The sequence below is a fragment of the Sulfuriferula sp. genome (genome assembly GCF_054605375.1).
On the sequence record NZ_JBTSEG010000004.1, the window covers coordinates 110,108 to 126,954 of the forward strand.

General features: G+C 56.0%; 18 protein-coding genes. 8 read left to right on the forward strand and 10 right to left on the reverse strand.

The annotated features are described in order from the left end of the window. Nucleotides 1–87 precede the first annotated feature (87 nt). The 6 genes from recG to ACYCZJ_RS04385 are packed head-to-tail and all read right to left on the reverse strand — an operon-like array spanning nt 88 to nt 6,416. Nucleotides 88–2,145, reverse strand: a complete 2,058-nt coding sequence (gene recG, locus ACYCZJ_RS04360; protein ID WP_461552994.1) for an ATP-dependent DNA helicase RecG — start codon at nt 2,143–2,145, stop codon at nt 88–90. Beyond that, complete coding sequence (locus ACYCZJ_RS04365; RefSeq protein ID WP_461552995.1) at nt 2,146–2,526, reverse strand: RidA family protein; 381 nt, start codon at nt 2,524–2,526, stop codon at nt 2,146–2,148. Nucleotides 2,527–2,575: 49 nt separating this feature from the next. Beyond that, on the reverse strand, nt 2,576–4,708 hold the full coding sequence (locus tag ACYCZJ_RS04370; protein ID WP_461552996.1) for a RelA/SpoT family protein: 2,133 nt from the start codon (nt 4,706–4,708) through the stop codon (nt 2,576–2,578). 12 nt (nt 4,709–4,720) lie between these two features. Beyond that, nucleotides 4,721–4,927, reverse strand: coding sequence for a DNA-directed RNA polymerase subunit omega (rpoZ, locus tag ACYCZJ_RS04375; protein WP_461552997.1), 207 nt, complete (start codon nt 4,925–4,927; stop codon nt 4,721–4,723). 13 nt (nt 4,928–4,940) lie between these two features. Further along, the gene (gmk, locus tag ACYCZJ_RS04380; protein WP_461552998.1) at nt 4,941–5,555 is read right to left on the reverse strand and encodes a guanylate kinase; all 615 of its coding nucleotides are present in this window, start codon (nt 5,553–5,555) and stop codon (nt 4,941–4,943) included. Nucleotides 5,556–5,564: 9 nt separating this feature from the next. After that, nucleotides 5,565–6,416: a YicC/YloC family endoribonuclease gene (locus ACYCZJ_RS04385; protein WP_461552999.1), complete on the reverse strand. Its 852-nt coding sequence runs from the start codon at nt 6,414–6,416 to the stop codon at nt 5,565–5,567. 128 nt (nt 6,417–6,544) lie between these two features. On the opposite strand from ACYCZJ_RS04385, the gene ACYCZJ_RS04390 reads away from it, so the two are divergent. The 3 genes from ACYCZJ_RS04390 to rph are packed head-to-tail and all read left to right on the forward strand — an operon-like array spanning nt 6,545 to nt 9,141. Next, a complete protein-coding gene (locus tag ACYCZJ_RS04390) occupies nt 6,545–7,486 on the forward strand; it encodes a serine/threonine protein kinase (RefSeq protein ID WP_461553000.1) in 942 nt (313 codons plus the stop codon). A 28-nt stretch (nt 7,487–7,514) separates the two neighbouring features. After that, the gene (locus ACYCZJ_RS04395) at nt 7,515–8,417 is read left to right on the forward strand and encodes a PP2C family protein-serine/threonine phosphatase (RefSeq protein ID WP_461553001.1); all 903 of its coding nucleotides are present in this window, start codon (nt 7,515–7,517) and stop codon (nt 8,415–8,417) included. Nucleotides 8,418–8,421: 4 nt separating this feature from the next. Further along, nucleotides 8,422–9,141: a ribonuclease PH gene (gene rph / locus ACYCZJ_RS04400; RefSeq protein ID WP_461553002.1), complete on the forward strand. Its 720-nt coding sequence runs from the start codon at nt 8,422–8,424 to the stop codon at nt 9,139–9,141. 8 nt (nt 9,142–9,149) lie between these two features. Here rph and ACYCZJ_RS04405 read toward each other — a convergent pair whose 3' ends face one another. From ACYCZJ_RS04405 to ACYCZJ_RS04415, 3 genes are read right to left on the reverse strand one after another with little or no spacing between them, the layout of a single operon-like run. Continuing rightward, nucleotides 9,150–9,572, reverse strand: coding sequence for a hypothetical protein (locus ACYCZJ_RS04405; RefSeq protein WP_461553003.1), 423 nt, complete (start codon nt 9,570–9,572; stop codon nt 9,150–9,152). Between the two features lie 19 nt (nt 9,573–9,591). Then, nucleotides 9,592–10,668, reverse strand: a complete 1,077-nt coding sequence (locus ACYCZJ_RS04410; protein WP_461553004.1) for a metallophosphoesterase — start codon at nt 10,666–10,668, stop codon at nt 9,592–9,594. A gap of 10 nt (nt 10,669–10,678) precedes the next feature. Next, complete coding sequence (locus ACYCZJ_RS04415; protein ID WP_461553005.1) at nt 10,679–11,812, reverse strand: cytochrome-c peroxidase; 1,134 nt, start codon at nt 11,810–11,812, stop codon at nt 10,679–10,681. A gap of 179 nt (nt 11,813–11,991) precedes the next feature. Here ACYCZJ_RS04415 and rdgB point away from each other — a divergent pair, with 179 nt between their 5' ends. Further along, entirely contained in the window at nt 11,992–12,582 is a 591-nt protein-coding gene (gene rdgB, locus ACYCZJ_RS04420; RefSeq protein ID WP_461553006.1) for an RdgB/HAM1 family non-canonical purine NTP pyrophosphatase, read from the forward strand. 22 nt (nt 12,583–12,604) lie between these two features. Here the strand turns inward: rdgB and ACYCZJ_RS04425 are convergent, their stop codons facing one another. Then, nucleotides 12,605–13,828 (reverse strand): HD-GYP domain-containing protein, encoded by a 1,224-nt coding sequence (locus tag ACYCZJ_RS04425; RefSeq protein ID WP_461553007.1) that lies wholly within the window; start codon nt 13,826–13,828, stop codon nt 12,605–12,607. A gap of 131 nt (nt 13,829–13,959) precedes the next feature. On the opposite strand from ACYCZJ_RS04425, the gene hemW reads away from it, so the two are divergent. Genes hemW through ACYCZJ_RS04445 form a run of 4 tightly spaced genes read left to right on the forward strand, consistent with a single transcriptional unit; the run spans nt 13,960 to nt 16,844 of the window. Then, nucleotides 13,960–15,126 (forward strand): radical SAM family heme chaperone HemW, encoded by a 1,167-nt coding sequence (gene hemW / locus ACYCZJ_RS04430; protein ID WP_461553008.1) that lies wholly within the window; start codon nt 13,960–13,962, stop codon nt 15,124–15,126. Beyond that, a complete protein-coding gene (locus ACYCZJ_RS04435; RefSeq protein ID WP_461553009.1) occupies nt 15,123–15,755 on the forward strand; it encodes a DUF2238 domain-containing protein in 633 nt (210 codons plus the stop codon). Before hemW ends, ACYCZJ_RS04435 begins: the two co-directional genes overlap by 4 nt. 7 nt (nt 15,756–15,762) lie before the next feature. Further along, entirely contained in the window at nt 15,763–16,380 is a 618-nt protein-coding gene (locus ACYCZJ_RS04440; RefSeq protein ID WP_461553010.1) for a TetR/AcrR family transcriptional regulator, read from the forward strand. After that, complete coding sequence (locus tag ACYCZJ_RS04445; RefSeq protein ID WP_461553011.1) at nt 16,377–16,844, forward strand: methyltransferase family protein; 468 nt, start codon at nt 16,377–16,379, stop codon at nt 16,842–16,844. The genes ACYCZJ_RS04440 and ACYCZJ_RS04445 overlap by 4 nt, the downstream gene beginning before the upstream one ends. Nucleotides 16,845–16,847 lie beyond the last annotated feature (3 nt).

A 16,847-nucleotide genomic window follows, 5' to 3' on the forward strand; every position in this document is an offset into this window, starting at 1 on the left:
CCTGTTTTATTGGCGGAGCTTATGGTTGCGCCGTATGAAGGATTAACGACATTTACCCAAAAATATATCTGGTACATTAATACCATGTCAGGTTTTAATATAATCCTGGCGTCCGCCCAGCCAGCGCGAGACATGATGCTGCGCCGCCTGCCCATCATGAACCAGCAGCCATTCGGCGGCGGCGCGGGCCTGTTCGAGTATGTCGGCATCCGCTTCGATATCGGCAAAGCGCAGCATCGGTGCACCCGACTGACGCGCGCCAAGAAATTCGCCCGGCCCGCGCAGGCGCAAGTCTTCGCGCGCGATGACAAAACCATCGGTATTTTCGAAAATGACCTTGAGTCGAGCGCGCGCAGTTTCCGACAAAGGCTGCTGATAAAGCAGGATACATGCACTTTGCGTACTACCGCGTCCAACCCGGCCGCGTAGCTGGTGCAGTTGCGCCAGCCCCATGCGTTCGGCGTGCTCAATCACCATCAGCGACGCGCGCGGCACATCCACTCCGACCTCGATTACCGTCGTCGCGACCAGCAAATGCAGAGCGCCGCATTTGAAATCGGCCATGACCTTTGCCTTGTCGCGCCCGCTCATACGTCCGTGCACCAGGCCGATATTGAGCTCGGGCAGCGCAGCCGCGAGCACCGCGTGAGTATCCAGCGCGGTCTGCAACTGCAACTTCTCCGATTCTTCGATCAACGGGCACACCCAGTAGGCTTGCTCGCCCGCACAGCAGCGTTCGCGCACCAGCTCGATCACTTGCTCGCGCCGACTATCGGCAAGCAACTTGGTCACTACCGGGCTGCGTCCGGGAGGCAATTCATCAATCACCGACACATCGAGATCGGCGTAATAACTCATCGACAGCGTACGCGGAATCGGCGTGGCGCTCATCATCAGCTGATGGGGCTGGCGACCCTTCTGGCGCAACGCCAGACGCTGAGCGACGCCGAAACGATGCTGCTCGTCGATGATGGCAAGCCCGAGATTGGCAAACTCCACCTGTTCCTGAAACAGCGCATGCGTTCCCGCTGCAAGCTGTGCCTCGCCCGATACCAGCCGCGCCACCGCGGCCTGTTTGTCTTTTTTGGACAAGCTTCCTGCCAGCCACGCCACCTCGATACCCAAGGGCGCAAACCACTGCCTGAGCTTGTGATAATGCTGCTCGGCCAGAATTTCCGTCGGCGCCATGAATACGGCCTGATACCCATGTCCGATGGCTTGCGTAGCAGCGAGCGCTGCAACCACCGTCTTGCCGCTGCCCACATCGCCTTGCAGCAGGCGCTGCATCGGGTGACAGGCGGCCAGGTCGGTTCGGATTTCCGCCCATACGCGCAACTGCGCAGCGGTGAGCCGAAACGGCAAGGCATGCTGAAGCTGTTCCACCAGCGCCACCGCTCCCGCCAATTTGGGCGCGTCCTGCGCACGCCGGGCATTGCGCGCCAGGCGCAGCGACAATTGCTGCGCCAGCAGTTCGTCGAACTTGATGCGCCGCCACGCCGGATGGGTACGGTATTCGAGTTGAACAGGCGGGATATCGGGAAGCGGATTATGCAGGGTGTGCACACTGCTGGCGAAATCCGGCAAATCAAAACGACTGCGCAGGCTATCCGGCAACGTGTCAGTCAAATCCGACTGCGCCAGCGCGGCACCGATGTGTTTGCGGAGCAACGTTTGCGCCACCCCTGCAGTCGTCGGGTAAATCGGCGTGAGGCTGTCCGGCAACGGTGCTTCTACACTGACTGCGCGGTAACGGGGGTGCACCATCTCCAGCCCAAAAAAACCGCCACGCACCTCACCCAATGCGCGGATCAAATTACCCTCTGAAAACTGCTTCACCTGGCTACCGTAAAAATTGATGAAGCGCAGGTTGATCTCGCTACCGCTCGCGTCGCAAATGCGGGCAATCAGCGCTCGCCGCGGTTTGTACTGGGTCTCGCAATGGGTCACCGTGCCCTGTACCTGGACCGCTCGGCCCGGCAGCGCATCGGCGATGGCGGTTAGCCGGGTTTCATCTTCGTAGCGTAACGGCAAATGCAGGATCAGATCCGCAGCAGTATGCAATCCCAGTTTGACGAACGTCGCGGGTAACCCGCCTGCTGCCAAACCAGGCTTGACACGGCGCGCCGGTTTGGCGGATTCAGCCAATCAGTCCAGCACCATTACCCCGTCGGCCTCGACCTCGGCATCGCGAGGCAACGCAGCCACGCCCACGGCGGCGCGCGCCGGATAGGGTTCGCTGAAATATTCCGCCATGATCTGGTTGACCCTGGAAAAATGGCTCAGGTCAGTCAGAAACACGTTGAGCTTGACCACATCCGCCAGACTGCCGCCGGCAGCTTCGGCAACTGCCTTGAGGTTCTGAAAGACGCGGTGAATCTGCGCCTCCGTACCCGCAACCATCTGCATGGTGGCTGGATCAAGCCCGATCTGACCGGATAGATAAACAGTGTTGCCTGCTTTCACAGCTTGCGAATAGGTGCCAATTGCGGCGGGCGCAGCGTCGGTACGGATAATATGTTTGTCCATGTGCATTCCTGTCGGATTTGAATTTTACCGGGCTTGCCTTAGCGCCAAATCATTGCGTCTGCATGCGGCCGTCTTTACGATTTTTCACGCGCATGATGCGCACCACTTCGGGCAGAACCCGCAAACTGCGCATGATACGCGCCAGGTGCATACGCTGTTCCACCTGCAAAGTGAAATAGATGGTGGTGTACTGGCTGCCGTCTTCTTCTTCCATCGCCACATTATCGATGTTGGAGCCTTCGTCGGCAATAACCGCAGCCAACTTTGCCAGCACGCCACGCTGGTTGAGCACGATCAGCTTGATGTTGACATCGAACATCTTGGTCAGCCCGGGCTCCCACTCGACGTCCAGCCATTTGTCCGGATCGTCGCGATAATGTTTGATGGAAGAACAATCGTGCGTATGAATAATCAGCCCCTGATCGGATTTGATGAAACCGATAATCGGATCGCCGGGAATCGGGTGGCAGCATTTGGCAAGCTGAACCGCCACGCCTTCCGAACCACGTATGGCAATCGACCCATACGGACGCTGCATGGGCTGACCGGCTTCCTGCGCCAGCAACTGGCGCGCCACCACCACATTGAGGCGTTTTCCCAAGCCAATGTCGGTGAGTACCTCCACGCGTTCCTTGCCGGTTTCCTTATGCAAACGCTCCCAGCCACTGGCCTGGGCCTTACTTGAATCGGCCCCCAGCGCACGCAATGCCTGATCAAGCAGACGCTCACCGAGTTGGGCGGATTCTTCAGCGTGCATGGTGCGCAGATAATGGCGGATATGCGCCCGCGCTTTGCCGGACACCACAAAATTGATCCACGCCGGATTGGGCCAGGCATTGGGTGAAGTCAGCACCTCGACTTGATCGCCGTTGCGTAGCTGAATGCGCAGCGGCATCAGCTCGCCATTCACCTTGACCGCCGAGCAATGATTACCAACGTCGGTGTGCACTGCATAGGCAAAATCGACTGCCGTAGCGCCGCGCGGCAGCGAGAGTATCTTGCCATTGGGTGTAAATACATACACTTCGTCCGGGAACAGATCGACCTTGATATGTTCCAGAAATTCAGCCGAATCACCGCCGCCTTCCTGGATGTCCAGCAACGACTGTAACCACTGATGGGTTTTTTGCTGTACTTCATTGACATTGGTGTCATAACTCTTGTACAGCCAGTGGGAGGCCACGCCTGCCTCGGCCAGCTTGTGCATCTCCTGGGTACGTATCTGGATTTCAATAGGGGTGCCAAACGGACCAAATAGCGTGGTATGCAGCGACTGGTAGCCGTTGGCTTTGGGAATGGCGATGTAGTCCTTGAATTTTCCTGGAATAGGTTTGTACAAGCCATGCATGCAGCCCAGTGCGAGGTAACAGGCGGGCACTTCGTCTACCAACACCCGAAAACCATAGATATCGAACACCTCGGAAAATGCCAGTGATTTTTCCTGCATTTTCTTGTAAATGCTATACAGGTGTTTTTCACGCCCGCTAACCAGAGCGTGAATATTGGCACCGGCGAGTTTGTCCTGAATCGCCTCGCGCACTTTTTCCACCACCTCCTTACGGTTGCCGCGCGCAGCCCTGACTGCCTTGTCCAGCACACGATAACGGTTGGGGTAAAGATTCTGGAAGCACAGGTCTTCCAGTTCCTGGTAAATGCTATTGAGACCTAGCCGATTGGCAATCGGTGCGTAAATATCCAGCGTTTCCTGCGCGATACGGCCACGCTTTTCGACGACCATCGACCCCAGCGTGCGCATGTTGTGCAGACGGTCAGCCAGTTTGATGAGTATGACGCGCACATCGCGCGCCATGGCGAGCAGCATTTTGCGGAAATTCTCCGCTTGCGCGTGCTCCTCGGTCTGGAACTCCATTTTATCCAGCTTGGAGACGCCATCCACCAGTTCTGCTACTGATTTTCCGAAGCGTTCGCTGATTTCGTCCTTGGTCGTGGGGGTATCCTCGACCACATCATGCAATAACGCAGCCATCAAGGCCTGCGGGTCCAGATGCCATTGCGCCAGAATGCCGGTTACCGCCACCGGATGATGAATATATGCTTCGCCGCTTTTGCGGAACTGTCCGCTATGCGCAGCGCGGCTGTATTCGAATGCAGCAGTAACCTGACGAATGTCCTCAGGCTTGAGGTAGGCCAGTTCTGCGCCGATTTCCTCGAGTTCTGGCATGGATTAACGTAATCAGGCGCGTCCGCGATTGAGGATTTCTCTGCCAACTTTACCCGCAGCGATTTCCTTCAACGCCACCACGCTAGGCTTGTCGCGACCGGCTTCAACCAGTGGTGTATGGCCATTGGCAATCTGGCGCGCGCGTATGGTGGCAACCAGCGTCAATTCAAAGCGGTTGGTAATGGTGTTGATACAATCGTCGACTGTGATACGCGCCATGGTATGTGATCCTCTATGGGTTGAATTGGTGGAACAGGGACGCATGTCGCGCCAGTTGCCTGGCTATCTTCAAGCGCCTGGTGCGGAATAACGCACACAGATCCGCCACTGCCTCGGCGAAATCATCGTTGATAATAACATAGTCAAACTCGCCGACATGGCTGATATCCTCACGCGCTGCCGCCATACGCCGTTCGATCACCTCGGCGCTGTCCTGGCCGCGCCCGGTCAGGCGATGCCGCAATACCTCAAGTGAGGGCGGCACGATAAACACACCTATCGCCTCGGTAAACAAACGGCGCACCTGGGCGGCGCCCTGCCAGTCGATCTCCAGCAGGATATCGTCGCCCGCCGCAATCGCCTCGCGTATCCAATGTTCCGATGTACCGTAATAATTTCCGTACACCTCAGCATTTTCCAGAAATTCACCTGCGTCGAGCATCGCAATGAATTCTTCCTTGCTGACAAAGTGATAATCGTGACCATCGGTTTCGCCCGGACGCGGTGCCCGGGTGGTATAGGAGATGGACAGGCGCACCCGGCCATCACGCGCCAGCAACTCTCGCACCAGACTGGTTTTTCCTGCCCCGGAGGGCGCTGCAACAATAAACAGATTTCCCGGGATCATGCCTGCTCCTTATTCAATATTTTGTACCTGCTCGCGCATCTGCTCGATCAGCACCTTGAGTTCCATTGCGACCTGGGTAGTCTCGACACTCACCGATTTGGAACCCAGCGTATTGGCCTCGCGATTCAGCTCCTGCATGAGAAAATCCAGGCGTTTGCCCACCGCTCCGCCCGCATCGAGGATACGCCGCACTTCGCGGATGTGCACCCCGAGGCGCGACAGCTCTTCGTCCACATCTATTTTCTGTGCGAACAGCGCAATCTCCTGGCGGATACGCTCATCATCCGCGCTGCCCAGCACCTCGGTAAAGCGCTGTGCCAGCCTGTCCTGATAGGTACGCACCAGTCCCGGCAGACGCGGCGCGACGCGACCGACATGCGCCTCCATCTGTGCTGCCCGATCCAGCAAATGTGCGCGCAACTTGGCGCCTTCACGTTGCCGACTGGCAACAAATTCATCCAGTACCGTATCGAGAAGCTGCAGACAAGGCTGAGCCATATCCTGACTGGCCGCCGGATCATCCAGCATCCCCGGCCAGCGCAGCACTTCTGCCACACTCATTGGCTGCACCCCTGGCATATGCTGGATCACCGTCTTGCTCAGGCCATTCAGCCGTTCCAGCAAGACCAGATTCATCTGTATATCGCGGTCAGCGCCTGCGCTGCTACTCAGCGTCACGCGGCATTCCAGTTTGCCGCGCTGAACATGCCGGGCGATACACTCGCGCATCGACGCTTCGATGGCCCGGAATTCATCGCCGCAACGGAAATGGATCTCCAGATAGCGTGAATTCACCGAGCGCAGATCGATGCTCAATTGCAGTCCGGCATGTTGCATTGCCGCTGCCGCGTAACCTGTCATGCTAGATATCATTTGCAGCACCCATTAAACTTCCTTTACTTTATTACCGTTAATCAGACACAATTCGGTTCAAAACTTCGGCGGGATGCGCCCACCACTCAACAACCCGCATGGTACATCGCTGATTCATGGCTGCTCAACCCAATTACGCCCTACCCAATGGCTATCTGCTGATGGACTACCGCATCGTGCGCAAAATCGGCGGCGGCGGTTTCAGCCTGGTCTATCTGGCATACGACAGCAACGATCAACCCGTGGCCATCAAGGAATACCTGCCCGGCAGTCTGGTCAAGCGCGGCGAAAACGATCAGGTCGAGCCCATCAATGAAGAAAATTCCAATGCCTTCCGCTATGGCATGAAATGCTTTTTTGAAGAAGGTCGCTCACTGGCACGTATCCTGCACCCCAACGTCGTGCGCGTGGAAAACTTCTTCCGTGCCAACGATACCGTATATATGGTGATGCGCTATGAACGCGGAAAAACCCTGCAGGATCACATCCGTGCGCACCGTGGCGAAGTACGTGAAGGCTTTATCCGTCGCGTGTTTGCCGAACTGCTCAATGGCTTGCGCGAAGTACATACCCAAAAGTTACTGCATCTCGACATCAAACCATCCAACATATATATCCGCATGGATGGCTCGCCGGTATTGATTGATTTCGGTGCCGCACGCCAGACCCTGACCGTCGACCAGCCCATACTCGCTCCCATGTATACGCCCGGTTTTGCCGCCCCGGAACAATACACCGACCAGACCATGCTGGGTCCGTGGACAGATATCTACAGCGTGGGGGCCAGCCTGTATGCCTGTCTGGCAGGATTTGCGCCCCAGGCCGCTGATGCACGTCTGCTCAGTGACAAACTGGCCTCGGCACGTTCAACCTGGCCCAACGAATATTCCAAAGGTCTGCTGGAAATTGTGGACAGTTGCCTGCACCTGAACTACATGGAACGCCCGCAGAGCGTTTTTGCGTTGCAAAAAGCCCTGATGGAAACGCCCCCGCCGCTTAGCAAAAAGCGCAAAATAATGGCCAGCCTGCGTAAAACGCTCAACCGCGAAATTTTCTGAATCAGGCATAAGGGATACGATACCAATTATGCGTTTTTCCATCTATCAGGCAAGTCGTCAGGGTGGCCGGGACTACAACCAGGACAGGGTAGCTTATTCATACAGCCGCGACGCGTTGCTGATGGTCGTGGCTGACGGCATGGGCGGTCATTCCCATGGCGAGCTGGCTGCCCAGATTACAGTACAGACCCTGGCCGAAACCTTTCAACGCCACGCCCGCCCCAAACTCAATGATCCGGCTGCTTTCCTGCATGGCGCCCTGGAACGTGCGCACCATGCCATCAATGACCACGCCAATACCCATCATCTGGCCGAAATCCCGCACACTACCTGCGTAGCCTGCGTACTGCAGGAGGACGCTGCATGGTGGGCGCATGTCGGCGATTCACGGCTCTACCTGTACAGCGACCACGGCCTGGTGACGCGGACCCGCGATCACTCCACAGTACAGCAATTATGCGATGAGGGCTTCATTACACAGGACGAAATGAAAACCCACCCAGACCGCAACAAGATTTATAACTGTCTGGGAGGGAACATGCAGCCCGAGGTGGAAGTTTCCCGTCCCATACCGCTGTCCGAACACGATACTATTCTGCTCTGTACCGACGGCCTGTGGGGCGCACTCACCGAGGAACAAATCGCTGCTACCCTGCGCGCCTTCCCGCTCGAGCGTGCAATCGAATTTTTAATGGATCATGCGGAGCTGCGTGCCGGTCATACCGGTGACAATTTGTCGGCAGTAGCCATGACCTGGGGCATGCTGGGCGAAGCGGGCAGCCAGTCGGTATCCACGCTGACCATGCCGGTCAATACTTTCACCACCAAAATGGATGATTTCCCTGCATTACCTGCGGACCTGGCTGACGACGAAGTAGAGCGAGCCATTGCCGAAATTCAGGATGCCATCAAAAAATATTCAGGAAAATAATCATATGAACCGTCCCAGCCTGCGTCGTCCCGATCAATTACGCGACATTCAGTTTAGCCGCCATTACACCAAGCACGCAGAGGGTTCCGTGCTGGTCGAATGCGGCGACACCAAGGTCATTTGTACCGCCAGTATCGTGGAAAAAGTCCCCGGTTTTCTGAAAGGCAAAAATCAGGGCTGGCTGACTGCCGAGTACGGCATGTTGCCGCGCTCGACCGGCAGTCGCATGGATCGCGAAGCGGCACGCGGCAAACAGTCCGGACGCACCCAGGAAATCCAGCGCCTGATCGGGCGTTCGCTACGCGCTGCGGTAGACCTGGACAAGCTTGGCGAGCGCACCCTGCACATAGACTGCGATGTCATTCAGGCTGACGGCGGCACCCGCACCGCTTCCATCACCGGCGCTTTCATTGCCGTGCACGATGCCATTGGCACGCTGCTGGAACAGGGCCTGCTCACCGAATCGCCGATCCGCGATTTTGTTGCGGCCATCTCGGTCGGCGTTTACCAGGGTGTGCCGGTACTGGATCTCGATTATCTGGAAGACTCCGACTGCGATACCGACATGAACGTCGTGATGACCGGAGGCGGCAGCTTCGTCGAAGTGCAGGGTACGGCCGAAGGCGCTACATTCAGCCGCACCGAAATGGACGCGTTGCTCGATCTTGCCAGTCAAGGCATCCAGCAACTCACCATCGCACAAAAAGCCGCCCTGGGAATTTGACAAGTATTCTAATGCTTGCCCGGCGCCAGCTTCACGCCACGACGTTCCTCGGTAATATAAGCCTGCAGCGCAATCATTCTGTAGTCATCAGCGGCGAGCGCCTTGCCTTCCAGGGGATTCTGGATACACCAGTTAATCATTTCCCAGATTGGCGCCACCTTGCCGAGCTGCTTCTGGAATTTCGGATAGGTTTCAGGGTGGGTATCAGCGGCATTGGGATGGCACTGTACGCAAGCCACGCCGTTACTGCCCAGCTTGTTGGAACTGGTCCAGAGTTCGCGCCCGTCCTTGACCACTTTCGCGTATTGTTCCTGCCAGCGATTTAAATCGGCCTGGGTGAATTCATCTGCCTGCGCCGGCGCAGACAATACGCCAGCCAGGCCCGTTGCCATCATCCACAAGGCCGCAAATTTCAGTTGTGCAAAATGCATGGTTTCACTCCCTCTATCCTTAATATTGGGTTTGCGATGGAATACGCTTGTCCGGGGACTGGAATACCGTATCTTCCGGCTCGCCGGTTGCGGTATTGAAAGCCACGGTCCGGCTGGTATTGCCGAACAAGTCATAGTGCATATCCACATTGCCGTTTGACAGGTTAATGAATTGCCATCCGGTTGCATCGCGTTCGAAGAACGGATCGGCACGGCTCATCGGCACCGTGAGTTTGGGCAGATATTGCTCCGCTTTCGCATAGGTGGAAGGATAAGGCCAGGGCCAGGCGGTAGACATGACGGAGTTGAAGCTGATGTTGCCAATCTGGTTGTACTGAATCTGATGTACATGCCCGTACAGCACGGTCACCTTGTTAAACGGCCGTAGCAGCGCCTGCACCTGATCGGCATCGTCGGTCCAGAAGTTCCAGTTCTTGTAAATTTTTTGCAGCGGCGAATGCGAAAGCACCACGATAGGCGTGGCCTTGTTGATTTTTTCCAGGTCTTTCTTCAACCACTCACGCTGCCCGTCTCCCACCATGAACGGTGAGCCATTCGGATTATCCAGGTCGGCCATTTCCAGCATGCGCTGCTCGGCAGTAGGCCAGCGTTTATAAGTCCAGTCATCGTAGGTGAGAATACTGTTCAACACCACGAAATGCACCCCTTTGTGATCAAAGCTGTAGTACTGGGGCCCGAATAGCTTCTCCCAGTATTGTCCGAGATCCAGATAATAATCATGCTCACCCATCACGCGGTGCACTTTGTTATTCCGCAAGGCCGAGAGGATTTCTGCACCGTGATCAAGCTCGGCCTTTTTGCCAAGCTGGGCAAGGTCTCCGCCAAACACAATGAAATCCGGTTTCGGGGTAAGCAAATTGGTTTCCGCCACGGCGCGGATCAGGCCGCGATCCCAGTTATTTACGAACTTCGTACCCTTGATTTGCTGAAGGTGCGCATCAGAAATATACGCAAAGCTGAAGTTTTGCGCGCTGTCGGCGAACGCCAGCTCTACCATGCTGACAGGCAACGCGCTCGCAGCCGCCAGCACACCTGCGCCTTTCAGAAAATCCCGGCGATTGATTGATTTGCTCATGCCTGTTCCCCTATTTTTTGGCCGTCTTGACTGATTTTGCGTATTCCGGGCTGGTCAGAGCGCCCAGAAAAGCAACCAGGTCCGACATCTGCCGTTCGCTCAGGTGCAATGGCCGGATGCCTCCGCTCAGGAAGTCATTGACCCGCTCGCCTTTTCTGGTAAACCCGCCGTTGTTGTAGTGGACGACCACTTCCTTCAGGGTTTTCAAGCTGCCGTCGTGCATGTACGGCGCGGTCATGGCGATATTGCGCAATGTCGAAGTTTTAAACGAACCCATGTCGTCCAATGCCTCCGTCACCGCAAAACGGCCCAGATTCGAGGTTTTCGGGTCGCTCAGCACGGCCTTGTCCACGTCTCCGCCTTGCGCCTTGGCTTTCAGGAATTCACCAGCCAGACGCGGCACGTCTTTCTGCATCTGGTTAATGCCTATGCCAATATTGTGAAAACGGTTGTCGGTAAAAAGCGCCTGGTCTTGTTCCACGGTATGGCAGGAAACGCAGCGCCCTTGCCCCATAAATACCTGGAAGCCCCGAATCTGCGCGGACGTCATGGCTTTCTTGTCACCGCCGAAATAGTAGTGATCGAAGGGCGAATCCCCCGCAACGATAGTGCGTTCGAAACTGGCGATGGCTTTTTTCACCTCCTCCATCGTCAGCTGATCTCCGCTCTTGCCGAATACCGCTTTAAACGCCTTCACGTATTTCGGATCGGTTCGTACAAGCTGAAGTACTGGCTTGTGATTTGGCAACCCCATTTCTACCGGATTCACCATGGGATCCTTGGATTGCTCTTCCAGGCTTGGTTCTCGCCCATCCCAGAACAGCTTATGAAAATAAGCTGCATTAACCACGGTTGGGGCGTTGCGTGTACCCTTGAGCTTGTTGACGCCCTGCGAAACTCGCAGCGGACTGTCGGTAAAGGTTTTTTTGGCATCGTGGCAAGTGGCGCAACTCACCTGCCCGGTAGAACTGAACCGCTTATCGTGGAATAATTTATCGCCCAGCTTGATTTTCTCCGGACTCTGCGGATTGCCTGCAGGAATGGGAACAGGCGGCAGGCCCAGCGGCGCGGCCATCGCTGTCAGGGAAATCGATGTTGCTGCGAGTGCCCATACACCAAACAAATAGCCTTTCATCATCCTCATAACCAGCTACTCCTTTACCTGACGTGGTCAAAACGTAAAATGAGGCTCCGTAAAAACATGATGGAAAATTTATATGACAAAAATATTAAACGAGGGAAAAATTATGAATCGAGTACAGTAACTGGACTCAATATAGAATATAAAAAAAATAAATCAACAATTGGAGACTTTTTCTAGCCATGCAAAAACTCGTCATTGCCAGCAACAATCCCGGCAAGCTACGCGAAATCAGCCGCATTCTCGCCCCACTGGGATTTGAAGCCGTGCCGCAATCCGCCTATAACGTACCCGAAGCGGAAGAACCCTATGTCACCTTTGTCGAAAACTGCATCGCCAAGGCGCGCCATGCTGCGCATCTCACCGGCCTGCCGGCACTGGCCGACGACTCCGGCATCTGCGTGGACGCCCTTGGGGGCGCGCCGGGCGTGTATTCTGCACGCTACGCCGGCGAACCCAAATCCGACCAGCGCAATAATGAAAAACTGATTGCCGCGCTCGCTGGACAAAGCAACCGGCAGGCTCATTATTACTGCGTGATTGTCTATCTGCGTCACGCGGATGATCCGCAACCGCTCATAGCCGAAGGCAGCTGGCACGGTGAAATCATCGATACGCCGCGTGGTGATGGTGGCTTCGGTTATGACCCCTACTTTTTGGTACCTGCATTAGGCAAGACAGGTGCCGAATTGGCACCCGATGAAAAAAACACGATCAGTCACCGCGGGAAGGCGCTGCTGCAACTGGTGGACAAACTACGTTCCGGTCAATGATGCGGGGGCAATCTGCCAGCAGTCACATCTTTAAACCGGTCAGTTCATCCAGATCAAACCCCCACTTCTGTGCATCTTCCAGATTGGCGATCGCTTCCGCCGATTTCGATAAATCGATCAGCTCCGGCTTGATATGGGTATTTGAACGGGTCGAGAAAAACACTTTGACCACAGGCGTGAGCAGGCCTTTTTCAGATTGTTCCAGCACCACACCCAGACGCCCGGATTTAAGTTTAACCAAGGTACCGGCAGGATAGATGCCTACCGTTTTGACAAATGCGCTGAAAACCGCCTCGTCGAACCGGCCATCCTTCCATTCGGTCATTTTTCGGATCGCTTCCCCTGGTGCCCAGCCAACCTTGTAGCAGCGGTTGGAAGTGATGGCATCGTACACATCGCACACCGCACCCATGCGGGCATACAAGCTCAATACTTCGCCGGAAAGCCCGTCAGGATAGCCCGTGCCGACCACAGTCTCGTGATGGTGAAGGCAAACATCCAGTGCCATTTCACCGACATCAGGGCAGTCCTTGAGCATCTCCCATCCCTGCTGCGGATGCGCCTTGACGATCAGAAATTCTTCATCCGTCAGACGCCCAGGCTTGTTCAATATGTCTCTGGGAATGGCCATCTTGCCTACGTCATGTAATAAGCCAGCCATTCCGACTTCTTTCAGGATATCGTCTTCGAGGCCGAGCTGGCGCCCCAGGGCAATCATCAGGGCACATACGGCGACCGAGTGCAGATAAGTGTAATTGTCGGCATTTTTCAAACGCGCCAGACTAAGCAAGGCATCCGAATTACGCGCAATCGACTGATTGATTTCCTCCACCAGGGTAGCCACCTGTTCCACCTTGAAGGCATTGCCCATGCGCGCTTCATTGAACATGGAGGTAACCGCCTGTGCGGCTTTGGCGTGAATCTTCCTGGCACGCCCCAATTCATCCTGCAAATTCGCGCGCGGCGGCTCTTTCTCTTTGGCGGTCTTGGCCAATAGCTGGAATGTGGTTTCTACGCGCGCGTTTTCTGTTTCGGCGCTGACAGTATGAACCAGCGCCGCCACATCCAGCCCCTTGCTGATGTCAATCCAAACCTCTTTCACGCCACACTGTGCGAGCGTATTAAAATCAGCTTGTTCGGAAAGCAGGAACGATTTTTTCCAGAACGGATGATCCATCCAGCTACCGCAAATTTCGTGAATGTACATGCCCAGACGCACGTCACGTATATGGATTTTTTTTAGCATACGCAATTATCGGTAAATTCCGGCCAATTTTAAGCCCTTATGCCACAAATACTTTTTGTGGCATAAGGTGCCGGACCCCGTATTTTACACCCAACAATCATGGCCCCCGCGCATCGCGGTACAATCCTGCGATGACTATCCTGCCGTTGGAATTCCGTCTTACCGCATTACCGCCGCTAGCGCTGTATATCCACATTCCCTGGTGCGCCAAAAAATGCCCCTATTGCGATTTCAATTCGCACACAGCCCGTGAATCCCTGCCCGAGGCGCGCTATATCGAAGCACTTGCCCGCGATCTGGAATCGGCACTACCGCTAATCTGGGGACGCGGCATTCATTCCATCTTTTTTGGTGGCGGCACGCCGAGTCTGTTCTCTGCCGAGGGGATCGATGCCATCCTAGGTATGGTACGCACCTTGACCAAGCTTGATCACTTTGCAGAAATCACGCTGGAGGCCAACCCAGGCACAGTGGAGGCTGAAAAATTTGCGGGTTTCAAGGCCGCAGGCGTGAATCGGCTGTCACTCGGCATCCAGAGTTTCGACCCCGGTCATCTGCATGCTTTAGGACGCATCCATGACGACAAGGAAGCGCACCGTGCAGTGGAAATCGCTGCATCCACGTTCGATAATTTCAATCTGGATTTGATGTATGCGCTACCCGGCCAAACCCTGCAACAGGCGCAGCATGACGTGGATACGGCACTGCGTTACGCACCGCCGCACCTGTCGTGCTACCACCTCACGCTGGAGCCAAACACGCCGTTCCACGCTGCCCCCCCTGCGTTACCGGATGATGATTTGTCGGCTGACATGCAACTGATGGTGGAGGCCAGCCTGACTGGAGCCGCCTATCAGCACTATGAAACCTCTGCCTTTTCCCAGCCGCGCCGCCAATGCCGGCATAACCTGAATTACTGGCAGTTTGGCGATTACCTTGGCATCGGCGCGGGGGCCCACAGCAAATTGTCGTTCCACAATCGCATTCTGCGCCAGATGCGCCACAAACATCCACGCGAGTACATGGAGCATGCGCTGACGGGAAATCCAATACAGAGTCAGCACGAAGTCACACACACTGATTTACCGTTTGAGTTCATGATGAATACGCTGCGTCTGACCGGTGGCTTTGATACGGCACTGTTCGCCGAGCGCACCGGGCTGCCGATCACTGCCGCACAAACCGCGCTGGAAGAGGCTGAACAGCGCGGCTTGATCGTTCGCGACCATGCCCGCATCATGCCTACGCAAACCGGGCGGCGTTTTCTCAACGATCTGCTGGGCTTGTTCCTGCCATGAACACTGTAGCAACACCACTACAAGCCGGACTGCTCATCGTCACGCTGGGCATACTGGTTTGGTCAGGGATTCATCCACACGATTATTTCACCTGGCTGCTGGAAGTGGCGCCAGTGCTGATCGCGCTACCGCTACTGATTGCCACGCGCAAGACTTTTACGCTCACGCCGCTGGTTTATGTGCTGATTATGTTGCATTGCGCAATCCTGATGGTGGGTGGCCATTACACTTACGCGGAGGTGCCGTTGTTCAACTGGCTGCGCGATACCTTTGAGCTCGCACGCAATCACTATGACCGCGTCGGGCATTTTGCGCAGGGCCTGGTACCGGCGCTGGTAGCCCGGGAAATCCTGCTACGGCGCACACTTTTGCAACCTGGCAAGATGCTGTTTTTCCTGGTGGTGAGCGTGAGCCTGGCCATCAGCGCAAGCTATGAGCTGATCGAATGGGGTGTAGCCGAAGCAAGCGGTAGCGATGCGGTCGCTTTTCTCGCCACCCAGGGCGATATATGGGACACACAAAAAGACATGGCTATGGCACTGATAGGCAGCATCCTTGGGCAATTGGGATTGGCTCGACTCCAGGACCGCCAGCTTGCCTTCTTGACAGATACAAACCGGTCGGTATGATCAATTCATGGACACCGTTACTGCCAACCGCCAACCCGACGTCACCCGCGCGCGCCTGCTGGAAGCCGCATTCGCTGAAATTCATCGCAATGGCTATCAAGCCGCCAGCCTGACCGATATTCTGACTGCGGCGGGGCTCACCAAAGGCGCCCTGTATCATCACTTTGCCGGCAAACAGGCGCTTGGCCTGGCAGTCCTGGACGAAGTCATCGGCGCGTATATTCAGCGCAATTTCATCACCCCGCTTGCCGAGGCCCGCTCACCGGTGGATGCCCTGCTACGAACCCTCAATGAGGTCGGGCGTAGCTCGTGCGATGCGTCCACTGCATTGGGGTGCCCATTCAATAACCTGATGCAGGAAATGAGCGGCATCAATCCCGCATTCCAGCGACGTCTGGCGCACTGGCTGGAAGTATGGCAAAACGCCTTTACCATCGCGCTGCAACGTGCACAGAAAAGCGGCGAAATTCGCGCCGATGTGGATTGTGACGCCGCTGCGCTGTTCATCATCGCCGGCATGGAAGGTTGCATGAGCCTGGCCAAAAACCATCAGTCTGCCACCACGTTGCGTCAATGCGGCAGTCAGCTGATTTCCTACATCAACATGCTGAAAGCGACGCCATGAACGATGCCAACCAGCGTCCCCGCACCCGCGTTCCTCCTCCCCTGGTTTATGCAGCCGCCCTGATTGTGTCATGGTGGCTGGAACGCCACTTCCCGCTGGGTTTTGACGTCACCCCGCTATTGCATACGCTGGGCTGGACTGATGTTGGATTGGGCTGCGCGCTGATGCTATGGGCTGTGCTCACCATCTGGCGTCACCGCACTACGGTGAATCCCTTCAAAGGCGCTTCCGAGCTGGTTACCAGCGGGCCTTTCGCATTTTCGCGCAACCCGATCTATCTCGCCGACGTCGTGATCTATGTGGGGGTCATGCTGCTCATCGGCAGTTTTTGGCCACTGGTATTCGCGCCGCTGGTATGGGTGATCATGCGCTACGCGGTCATCGCCCATGAGGAAGTCCATCTACGCGCCAGATTCGGCACCCCCTATCACGACTACAGTGCCCGTGTACGGCGCTGGATTTAACCG

Bases quoted from the DNA above. Each gene is read 5' to 3' on its own strand.
- ACYCZJ_RS04425 (WP_461553007.1), bottom strand. From the start codon at position 13,828: ATGCTAAAAAAAATCCATATACGTGACGTGCGTCTGGGCATGTACATT.
- ACYCZJ_RS04415 (WP_461553005.1), bottom strand. From the start codon at position 11,812: ATGAGGATGATGAAAGGCTATTTGTTTGGTGTATGGGCACTCGCAGCA.
- rdgB (WP_461553006.1), top strand. From the start codon at position 11,992: ATGCAAAAACTCGTCATTGCCAGCAACAATCCCGGCAAGCTACGCGAA.
- ACYCZJ_RS04410 (WP_461553004.1), bottom strand. From the start codon at position 10,668: ATGAGCAAATCAATCAATCGCCGGGATTTTCTGAAAGGCGCAGGTGTG.
- ACYCZJ_RS04365 (WP_461552995.1), bottom strand. From the start codon at position 2,526: ATGGACAAACATATTATCCGTACCGACGCTGCGCCCGCCGCAATTGGC.
- ACYCZJ_RS04370 (WP_461552996.1), bottom strand. From the start codon at position 4,708: ATGCCAGAACTCGAGGAAATCGGCGCAGAACTGGCCTACCTCAAGCCT.
- ACYCZJ_RS04395 (WP_461553001.1), top strand. From the start codon at position 7,515: ATGCGTTTTTCCATCTATCAGGCAAGTCGTCAGGGTGGCCGGGACTAC.
- ACYCZJ_RS04435 (WP_461553009.1), top strand. From the start codon at position 15,123: ATGAACACTGTAGCAACACCACTACAAGCCGGACTGCTCATCGTCACG.
- ACYCZJ_RS04405 (WP_461553003.1), bottom strand. From the start codon at position 9,572: ATGCATTTTGCACAACTGAAATTTGCGGCCTTGTGGATGATGGCAACG.
- gmk (WP_461552998.1), bottom strand. From the start codon at position 5,555: ATGATCCCGGGAAATCTGTTTATTGTTGCAGCGCCCTCCGGGGCAGGA.
- ACYCZJ_RS04440 (WP_461553010.1), top strand. From the start codon at position 15,763: ATGGACACCGTTACTGCCAACCGCCAACCCGACGTCACCCGCGCGCGC.
- ACYCZJ_RS04390 (WP_461553000.1), top strand. From the start codon at position 6,545: ATGGCTGCTCAACCCAATTACGCCCTACCCAATGGCTATCTGCTGATG.
- hemW (WP_461553008.1), top strand. From the start codon at position 13,960: ATGACTATCCTGCCGTTGGAATTCCGTCTTACCGCATTACCGCCGCTA.
- ACYCZJ_RS04445 (WP_461553011.1), top strand. From the start codon at position 16,377: ATGAACGATGCCAACCAGCGTCCCCGCACCCGCGTTCCTCCTCCCCTG.
- rpoZ (WP_461552997.1), bottom strand. From the start codon at position 4,927: ATGGCGCGTATCACAGTCGACGATTGTATCAACACCATTACCAACCGC.
- ACYCZJ_RS04385 (WP_461552999.1), bottom strand. From the start codon at position 6,416: ATGACAGGTTACGCGGCAGCGGCAATGCAACATGCCGGACTGCAATTG.
- rph (WP_461553002.1), top strand. From the start codon at position 8,422: ATGAACCGTCCCAGCCTGCGTCGTCCCGATCAATTACGCGACATTCAG.